This is a genomic window from Parvibaculum sp. (assembly GCF_002684405.1).
Lineage (GTDB): Bacteria > Pseudomonadota > Alphaproteobacteria > Parvibaculales > Parvibaculaceae > Parvibaculum.
The window spans coordinates 1-9,135 of record NZ_NYVD01000112.1; the positions used below are offsets into that span (position 1 = coordinate 1).

The window sequence follows — 9,135 nt, forward strand, 5'->3', positions numbered from 1 at the left end:
CCGGCCCTCCCGGACGCGCGCGACGAGACAATTTGCCGCCTCGGCCTGTTCCGGCGACAGCTCGAGCCCCTGCGCATCCGGGTCGGGATCCTCGAAGGGGGCATCCGCCGGCAGCTCCACCGGCACCAGCGTCTCCGCCTCGACAAGCCCGCGCACCACCCCGTCCGAAACGCCGGCTTCTTCCGCCAGCTCCCTGACGGTGCGCAGGAACCCGTCGGAAGCGGTTGCGATCACCCGCTCGCGCGCCGAGGTCATGCGGGCGGGCCGCCGATCGGTCAATTGATAGGCAATGCGGGTTCGTGCCGGTTCCAGCGCGCCCGGCGCCCTTATGGCCAGCCTGAGGACCGAACCGCGCGGATTGAGCGTGTAGCCCGCCACCCAGTCGATGAAACGGCGCAGCACGGCGGGCATGGGCGGCACATCGTCGATAACCTCCGACACGGGCTTCAGCCGCTTTGCATCGACCTCGCCGCTCGCCTCGCCCCATATCACGCCCAGCACCTCGCGGGGACCAAGCGGCACAACCACGAAGCTGCCCTCCTCCGCCGCCATGCCGGGCGGCAGGTCGTAATCATAGGGGCCGGGCAGCGCCAGCGGGATCAGCACGCTGACGGCGCGGGCCCCCTCATGCGAAGGAGCGGACATGCCTCAATTCAGTAGGGCCGAATGCGAGTCGCGGCAAGGGAGAGCAACACATGACAAAAAAGGCGCCTCCGTTAACCTCTTTGGCAAACGCGCGCTCTTGCGCATGGAGGGCCGACGCGGCACAACAGAAATCCTTTCGCAGACCTTCCGCCAACAGGATCAGACGATGAAATTCTTTGTGGATACGGCCGATATCGACGCCATTCGGGAACTTTCCGAAACCGGGCTTCTGGACGGCGTGACGACCAATCCTTCGCTGATCGCCAAATCGGGCCGCGATTTCATCGACGTGGTGACGGAAATCTGCGGCGTGGTGGAAGGCCCCGTCAGCGCGGAAGTCACCGCGCTCGACGCACCGACCATGATCGAGGAAGGCCGCAAGCTCGCCGCCATCGCCGAAAATATCGCGGTGAAGGTGCCGCTCACCTGGGACGGGCTGAAAGCCTGCAAGGCGTTGACCGATGAAGGCCATATGGTCAATGTGACGCTCTGCTTCTCCGCCAACCAGGCGCTGCTGGCCGCCAAGGCCGGCGCCACCTTCATTTCGCCCTTTATCGGCCGCCTCGACGATATGCATCTCGACGGCATGGAACTGATCCAGGACATCCGCACCATCTACGACAATTATCCCGAATTCGGGACGGAGATTCTGGCGGCATCGATTCGCAATCCGAACCATGTGAAAGACGCCGCCCTGGCCGGTGCCGATGTGGCGACCGTTCCCCCCGCGGTGCTCAAAAGCCTTGTGGCGCACCCGCTTACGGATAAGGGCCTTGAACAGTTTTTGGCCGATTGGGCAAAGACGGGACAAAAAATTCTTTGATCGGGTAACCTGTCGGTAGGGTTGTGGAGAGATGCTGTCGTCATGAGCCAATACAGCGACCAGCCAGAAGCGGAATTGATCGGCGCCTCGACGCTGAACGTGGACGAGGTGAAGACCTATCTGCGTCAGCATCCCGAGCTTCTCGCCAACGATCCCGAACTGATCGAGACCCTTGTGCCGCCGTCCCAGTCGACGGGGCGCAACGTGCTCGACATGCAGCATTTCATGATTGCGCGACTTCAGCAGCGGATCCGCACGCTGCGCGAGATCCAGGCTGAGCTGATCGAAGCTTCCTCGCTGAACAGTCTTGCCCGCGACCAGGTCCATCAGGTTGCGCTGACGCTGCTCGACACGAAAAGCTTCGAGCATCTGATCGAGTTCGTCACCGACGAGAACGGCCTTGCCCGCATGCTCGGTGTGCGCGCCGCCGCGCTCTGCATCGAAACCACGAACGGTGTCTCCGGGATCGGCATTCGCGGCGTCCGCGTGCTTGAGACCGACGGCGTGGACCGCATTCTGGGCGAAGGCTGCATGCACCGTCTCGCGGGCAATGTCACCGGAAGCCGAAGCCTTTACGGCCATCTCGCCGAGGAAGTTCATGCCGAAGCGCTGGTGCGCCTCGACTTTTCGCCGGCAACACCGCCCGGCCTGCTCGCGCTTGGCGGCTTCAACCCGGACCAGTTTCACCCCGACCAGGGTACGGACCTGCTTGAGTTCCTCGCCCGCATCGTGGAGCGCTGCGTGCGCCAATGGCTCGACCTGCCGCCGCAATCCTGACCGGCGGCGCCACGCCCGCCCTCTCCCCTGACGATGCCGCCAGAGCGATCCCTGCGTCCGAAGACGCGCGGCGCGCCTTGCGCAGCTGGTATGCGCATCTCGCCTCGGAACGGCGCGCAAGCGCCGCTACGCTGGCCAATTACCATCGGGACGTGACCCGTTTCTTCGAATTCCTGTGTGAACATCTGGGCGGCACCCCCGGCCTGGCGGAGCTTGAAAACCTGCAAACGCGCGACCTGCGCGCCTTTCTCACGAAACGCCGCAATGAAGGCCTGAAACCACGCAGCCTCGCCCGCACGCTCTCAAGCCTGAAATCGCTTTTCCGCTTTCTGGAGCGCGCCGGCATCCTGACCAATACGCCCGTCATGGCGATGCGGGGGCCGAAACTGCCCCATGCGCTGCCCAAACCCTTAAGCGAAAACGATGCCCGCGCACTGATCGACGAAGCGCAGGATGCCGGACGCCTGCCCTGGCAGGGCGCGCGCGACACGGCAATCCTGATCCTGCTTTACGGCTGCGGCCTGCGCATCGCCGAGGCGCTGTCCCTGAAACGCGGCGACGTGCCCTTCGCGAGCACGCTGCGCGTCACCGGCAAGGGCAACAAGGAACGCATCGTGCCCCTGCTTCCCGTCGCGCGCGACGCGGTAGACACCTATCTCGCCCTTTGCCCGCATGCGCTGAGCGCGGAAGACCCGCTCTTCGTCGGCACGCGCGGCGGCGCGCTTGGCCAGCGGCAGGTACGCGCCTCGATCGAGAATTTGAGATTGCGGCTCGGCCTGCCCGACAGCGTGACGCCGCATGCGCTGCGGCACTCCTTTGCCACGCATCTGCTGGCGGCGGGCGGAGACCTGCGCGCTATCCAGGAACTGCTCGGCCATGCGAGCCTTTCCACCACACAGATCTCCGCGGAAGTGGAAAGCCAGCGCCTGCTCGACATCTACGACAAGGCGCATCCGAGAGCGAAGGGCTGACGCCCCTCACATGTGAATGGGCGACCCGGTGACGGCGAGCGCGGCTTCCTTCACCGCTTCCGACATGGTGGGATGCGCGAAACAGGTCCGTGCAATATCTTCCGACGATCCGCCGAACTCCATCGCGATCACGGCTTCCGCGATCATCTCGCCCGCATTGGCGCCGATGATGTGAACGCCCAGCACGCGGTCGGTTTTCTTGTCGGCGATGATCTTCACGAAACCGTCGGTCACCTTGTTCGCCTTGGCGCGACCATTCGCGGTGAAGGGGAACTTGCCGACATTGTATTCGACGCCGTCGGCCTTCAACTGCTCTTCCGTCTTGCCGACGCTCGCCACTTCCGGCGCGGTATAGACCACGCCCGGAATGGTGCCGTAGTTCACATGGCCGCTCTTGCCGGCGAGCATTTCCGCCAGCGCGGACCCTTCATCCATCGCCTTGTGCGCCAGCATCGGACCGGCGATCGCATCGCCGATGGCATAGATGCCGTCGACATTCGTCTTGAAATGGCCGTCGACCTTGACCCGTCCGCGCTCATCGGTCTCGACGCCCGCTTCCTCAAGCCCGAGCCCTTCGGTGTAGGGCACACGGCCGATACAGACGAGCACGGCATCCGCATCGAGCGTCTCGCCGTCGCCGCCCCCCTTTTCGTCGGATTTGGCCGGTTCCACGCTCACCTTATAGCCGGAACGCTGCTTGGCCACGCCCGTCACCTTGGTGGCGAGCTTGAAGGTGAAGCCCTGCTTCTTGAGCGTCCGCTGGAAGGTCTTGCAGACCTCGCCATCCATGCCCGGCAGGATCGCATCCATGAATTCGACGACCGTCACCTCCGCGCCGAGACGCGACCAGACGGAGCCAAGTTCGAGGCCGATCACGCCGCCGCCGATGACGACGAGCTTGCCCGGCACCTTGGAGAGGGAAAGCGCGCCGGTGGACGACACCACGCCCTTTTCGTCGATCTCGACACCCGGCAGCTTCGCCACGTCGGACCCGGTCGCGATGACGATGTTCTTCGCCTCGACCGTCTGCTTGCCGTCCTTGCCGGCAACCTCGACCTTGCCCGGCGCGACGATCTTGCCCGCACCTTTCAGCCAGTCGATCTTGTTCTTCTTGAAGAGGAACTCGATGCCCTTGGTATTGCCGTCGATCGCCTCATCCTTGAAGGCGAGCATCTTTTTCAGGTCGAGCTTCGGCGTGCCGACATTGATGCCCATATCGGCAAACTTGTGACCGGCTTCCTCGAAAAGCTCGGACGCATGCAGCAGCGCCTTGGAAGGGATACAGCCGATATTGAGGCAGGTGCCGCCCAGCGCGTCGCGCTTTTCGACCACGCCGACCTTTTGCCCGAGCTGCGCGGCCTTGATCGCGCATTCATAGCCGCCGGGGCCCGCACCGATCACGACAAGATCATACGCATCAGCCATGGTCATTCCTTCTCAAGCTTCTTGCACACTTCTTCCGGCGCTTCCTTGACGAAAATACCGCTGAGATCCCCGCCGCCATCCGACGCCGCAAAGCAGATGACGGTGTGTCCACCGATACCCGATTTCACATAGGCAACCATCTGCGGATTTACCCAGACGGCTTCGCCGGAAGAAACCTCGGTGAACTGGATCATGCGTTCCGCCCTTAAAGGTCCAGCAGCAGGCGCTGCGGGTCTTCCAGGCTTTCCTTCACGCGCACCAGGAAGGTCACCGCTTCCTTGCCGTCCACGACCCGATGGTCATAGGAAAGCGCCAGATACATCATCGGACGGATCTTGATCTCGCCATCCACCACCATCGGGCGTTCCTGGATCTTGTGCATGCCGAGAATGCCCGACTGCGGCGCATTCAGGATCGGCGTGGACATGAGCGAACCGTAGACGCCGCCATTGGAGATGGTGAAGGTGCCGCCCTGCAGCTCGTCGAGCTTCAGGTCGCCGTCGCGCGCGCGGCGCCCGAAATCGTTGATCGTCTTTTCGATGCCCGCAATGGTCAGATCCTGCGCATCGCGGACCACCGGCACGACAAGCCCCTTTTCGGTGCCGACCGCCACGCCGAGATTGTAGTAGTTCTTGTAGATCAGGTCGTCGCCGTCGATCTCGGCATTCACGGCCGGAATTTCCTGCAGCGCATGGATGCAGGCCTTCGCGAAGAAGCCCATGAAACCGAGCCGCACGCCGTGCTTCTTCTCGAAGAGATCCTTGTGCGCGCTCCGGAGCGACATGACCGCGGTCATGTCCACCTCGTTGAAGGTGGTGAGCATGGCCGCCGTGTTCTGCGCTTCCTTGAGGCGGGAAGCGATGGTTTTCCGCAGCCGCGTCATGCGCACGCGCTCTTCGCGCGCGCTCTGATCGGCAGGTGCAGACACGGAAGATGCGTCGGCGGGCTTTGTCGCCTGCTTTGCTTCCGGTTTCGTTTCCGATTGCGTAGAGGCGCCGCCTTCGACCGCGCGCATCGCATCTTCCTTGGTGATGCGTCCGCCCGGTCCGGTGCCTTCGATCGCCGAAGCGTCGAGATTGTTTTCATCGACGATGCGGCGAACCGCCGGCGACAGCGCGTCCGCACCCGTATCGGCCTTGGCGGAAGCAGCTTCTTCCTTCTTGGGCGCTTCCTTTTTGGGTTCTTCTTTCTTCGGCTCTTCCTTGGCAGCGGCCTTTTTCGGCTCTTCTTTCTTCTCGTCCTTCTTGTCGTCTTTCTTGGGCTGCGCCTTCGCCTCGGAGCCGGCCTCGCCCAGCATGCCGAGAAGCGCACCGACTTCCACCGTCTCGCCATCGGCCACATTGATTTCGGACAGTACACCCGCAGACGGCGCGGGCACTTCCACGCTCACCTTATCGGTCTCCAGTTCGACCAGCGGCTCATCCACTTCCACGCTGTCGCCGGGCTTTTTGTACCACTGGGCGACGGTGGCTTCGGTGACGGATTCGCCCAGCGTGGGCACGCGAATTTCGGTCGACATCTGACTGCCTTTCTCGGACGGCCGGTCCCGCTTCAACCAGAGAAGCGGCGGGCGGCATCAATCGATCTTGAGCGCTTCTGACAGAAGCTGGTTGAGTTCCTGATTATGTCTGGACATGAGTCCGCTCGCCGTGGAGGCGGATGCCGGACGTCCGGCATATTCCGCACGCCGGTAGCGCGCTCCAACATGGTCGAGCACCCATTCGATGTTCGGCTCCATGAAGGTCCAGGAGCCCATATTCTTGGGCTCTTCCTGACACCACACGATTTCCGCCTGCGGGAAGCGCGACAGTTCCGTAATCAGCGACTTGGCCGGGAACGGATAGAGCTGCTCCACACGCAACAGGTAGATATCGTTGATCTCGCGCCGCTCGCGCTCTTCGTAAAGGTCGTAATAGACCTTGCCCGTGCACATCACGACGCGCTTGATTTCCTTGTCGGAGACCAGCTTGATCTTCTGATCCGGCAGCATCTCCGCATCGTCCCACAACACGCGATGGAAGGACGAGCCGGGGCCGAATTCCTCGAGACGCGAAATGCAGCGCTTGTGACGCAGGAGCGATTTCGGCGTCATGACGATGAGCGGCTTGCGGAAGTTGCGATGCACCTGACGGCGCAGCGCATGGAAATAGTTCATCGGCGTGGTGATGTTCACCACCTGCATATTGTCTTCCGCGCACATTTGCAGATAGCGCTCCAGACGCGCGGAGGAATGCTCCGGCCCCTGGCCTTCATAGCCATGCGGCAGAAGCATCACCAGACCCGACATGCGCAGCCATTTGCGCTCGGCGGACGAGATGAACTGGTCGATCACCACCTGCGCGCCATTGGCGAAATCGCCGAACTGCGCTTCCCAGAGCACAAGCGCATTGGGCTCGGCCAGGCTGTAGCCATATTCGAAACCCAGCACCGCGTTTTCCGACAGCATGGAGTTGACGACTTCATACTCCGCCTGGTTCTCGGAAATATTGTTCAGCGGCACGAAATGATCTTCGTTCTCCTGATCGATCAGCACCGAATGCCGATGCGCGAAGGTGCCGCGCTCGGAGTCCTGACCGACAAGGCGCACCTTGATGCCCTCATCCACCAGCGTGCCATAGGCAAGCTGCTCGGCCATGCCCCAGTCGAGCCCTTCGCCGGTTTCGATCATCTTGTTGCGGTGATCGAAGAGACGACCGATGGTCTTGTGGATGTGGAAGTCGTCCGGCACGGAGGCGATGCGCTTGCCGACACGCTTGAGCGTCTCGATATCCACCGCAGTGTCGCCGCGCCGCGCTTCGCCCTCGGCCTTGCTGAGACCCGACCAGCGCCCGTCCAGCCAGTCCGCCTTGTTGGGACGGAAGCCGGTAACCGCTTCATATTCCTCGTCGAGCTTGGCGCGGAACGCCTTGCGCCTTTCATCGACTTCTTCCTCGGTCATCAGGCCTTCTTCGACCAGACGCCGGGAATAGATTTCATAGGTCGTCGGATGGTCCTTGATCTTCTTGTACATCAAGGGCTGCGTCATGCTCGGATCGTCGCCTTCGTTATGGCCGAAGCGGCGATAGCAGAACATGTCGAGGACGACGGGCTTGTTGAAGCGCTGGCGGAATTCGGTCGCGATCTTGGCGGCATGCACCACCGCTTCCGGATCGTCGCCGTTCACATGGAAGATCGGCGCGCCCACCATCTTCGCCACATCCGACGGATAGGGCGATGAGCGGCTGTTGATCGGGCTCGTGGTGAAGCCGATCTGGTTGTTGATGATGATATGGATCGAGCCGCCGGTACGATGCCCCTTGAGGCCGGAAAGGCCGAGGCACTCGGCCACCACACCCTGGCCCGCAAAGGCCGCGTCGCCATGGATGAGCAGCGGGATCACCGTCGTGCGGTCACGATCGTAAAGCTGGTCCTGCTTGGCGCGCGCCTTGCCGAGCACCACCGGATCGACGATTTCCAGATGCGACGGGTTGGCGGTCAGCGACAGATGCACCTTGTTGCCGTCGAACTCGCGATCCGACGAGGCGCCGAGGTGATATTTCACGTCGCCCGAGCCGTCGATGTCTTCCGGTGTCGAGGACCCGCCCTTGAATTCGTGGAACACCGCGCGATAGGGCTTCGACATCACGCCGGTCAGCACGTTCAGACGGCCGCGATGCGCCATGCCGAACACGACCTCGCGCGCGCCCAGCGCGCCGCCGCGCTTGATGACCTGTTCGAGCGCGGGAATGATCGCCTCCGCACCGTCGAGACCGAAACGCTTGGTGCCCGTGTACTTCACCGCACAGAAGCGTTCGAAGCCTTCCGCCTCGATCAGCTTTTCGAGGATCGCGCTCCGGCCCATTTCAGTGAAGGTGACTTCCTTGTCCGGGCCTTCGATGCGCTCCTGGATCCAGGCCTTTTCTTCCGGATCGACGATATGCATGAACTCAACGGCCAGCGTTCCGCAATAGGTCCGCTGCAGAATGTCGAGCATCTCACGCACGGTCGCCGTTTCCAGCCCCAGAACGTAGTCGATGAAGATCGGCCGGTCCATGTCGTCCGGACCGAAACCATAGGTCTCGGGCTGCAATTCGGGATGCAGCGACTGGGGCCTGAGGTTCAGCGGATCGACATTCGCGTCCAGATGACCGCGGATACGATAGGCGCGGATCATCATGATGGCGCGGATGGAATCGAGCGTGGCCTTGCGCACACTTTCCTCGCTTGTGCCGGCGGGCGCGCGGGCGGCCACTTTCTCGGCGAGCTTTTTCTGTTCGGCGGCGGGCCAGTTGCCATCCAGCGCGCTCACCAGCTCGCCGTTGGCGGAGACAGGCCAGTCGTCACGCTGCCACGAGGCGCCGCGAACTTCCTTCAGGACGTTCTCGCGCTCATCGTCCAGTTCGTCGAAAAACTGTTTCCATTCCGCATCGACCGACGCCGGGTCGTTCAGGTAACGCGCATAGAGCTCCTCGACGAAGCCGGCATTCGTTCCGTAGAGAAAGGAAGTGCGTTCCA

Annotated in this window: 7 protein-coding genes and 1 pseudogene; 3 read left to right on the top strand and 5 right to left on the bottom strand. The window is 62.6% G+C overall.

The features are described from left to right. Positions 1–645: pseudogene (locus CMI59_RS10335) on the bottom strand (primosomal protein N'); the annotation flags it as partial. A 166-nt stretch (positions 646–811) separates the two neighbouring features. On the opposite strand from CMI59_RS10335, the gene fsa reads away from it, so the two are divergent. The 3 genes from fsa to CMI59_RS10350 are packed head-to-tail and all read left to right on the top strand — an operon-like array spanning position 812 to position 3,216. Further along, positions 812–1,468, top strand: a complete 657-nt coding sequence (gene fsa, locus CMI59_RS10340; protein WP_293328139.1) for a fructose-6-phosphate aldolase — start codon at positions 812–814, stop codon at positions 1,466–1,468. Positions 1,469–1,510: 42 nt separating this feature from the next. Beyond that, entirely contained in the window at positions 1,511–2,245 is a 735-nt protein-coding gene (locus CMI59_RS10345) for a DUF484 family protein (RefSeq protein ID WP_293328141.1), read from the top strand. Next, positions 2,218–3,216 (top strand): tyrosine recombinase XerC, encoded by a 999-nt coding sequence (locus CMI59_RS10350; RefSeq protein WP_293328143.1) that lies wholly within the window; start codon positions 2,218–2,220, stop codon positions 3,214–3,216. The genes CMI59_RS10345 and CMI59_RS10350 overlap by 28 nt, the downstream gene beginning before the upstream one ends. A 6-nt stretch (positions 3,217–3,222) precedes the next feature. Here CMI59_RS10350 and lpdA read toward each other — a convergent pair whose 3' ends face one another. From lpdA to CMI59_RS10370, 4 genes are all read right to left on the bottom strand, one after another. Beyond that, positions 3,223–4,641: a dihydrolipoyl dehydrogenase gene (lpdA, locus tag CMI59_RS10355; RefSeq protein ID WP_293328145.1), complete on the bottom strand. Its 1,419-nt coding sequence runs from the start codon at positions 4,639–4,641 to the stop codon at positions 3,223–3,225. Positions 4,642–4,643: 2 nt separating this feature from the next. Beyond that, positions 4,644–4,835, bottom strand: a complete 192-nt coding sequence (locus CMI59_RS10360) for a hypothetical protein (RefSeq protein WP_293328147.1) — start codon at positions 4,833–4,835, stop codon at positions 4,644–4,646. Between the two features lie 11 nt (positions 4,836–4,846). Continuing rightward, complete coding sequence (gene odhB, locus CMI59_RS10365; protein ID WP_293328149.1) at positions 4,847–6,160, bottom strand: 2-oxoglutarate dehydrogenase complex dihydrolipoyllysine-residue succinyltransferase; 1,314 nt, start codon at positions 6,158–6,160, stop codon at positions 4,847–4,849. Positions 6,161–6,217: 57 nt separating this feature from the next. Next, positions 6,218–9,135 (bottom strand): 2-oxoglutarate dehydrogenase E1 component (locus tag CMI59_RS10370; RefSeq protein WP_293328151.1); only part of this gene is annotated, 2,918 nt, incomplete at its 5' end.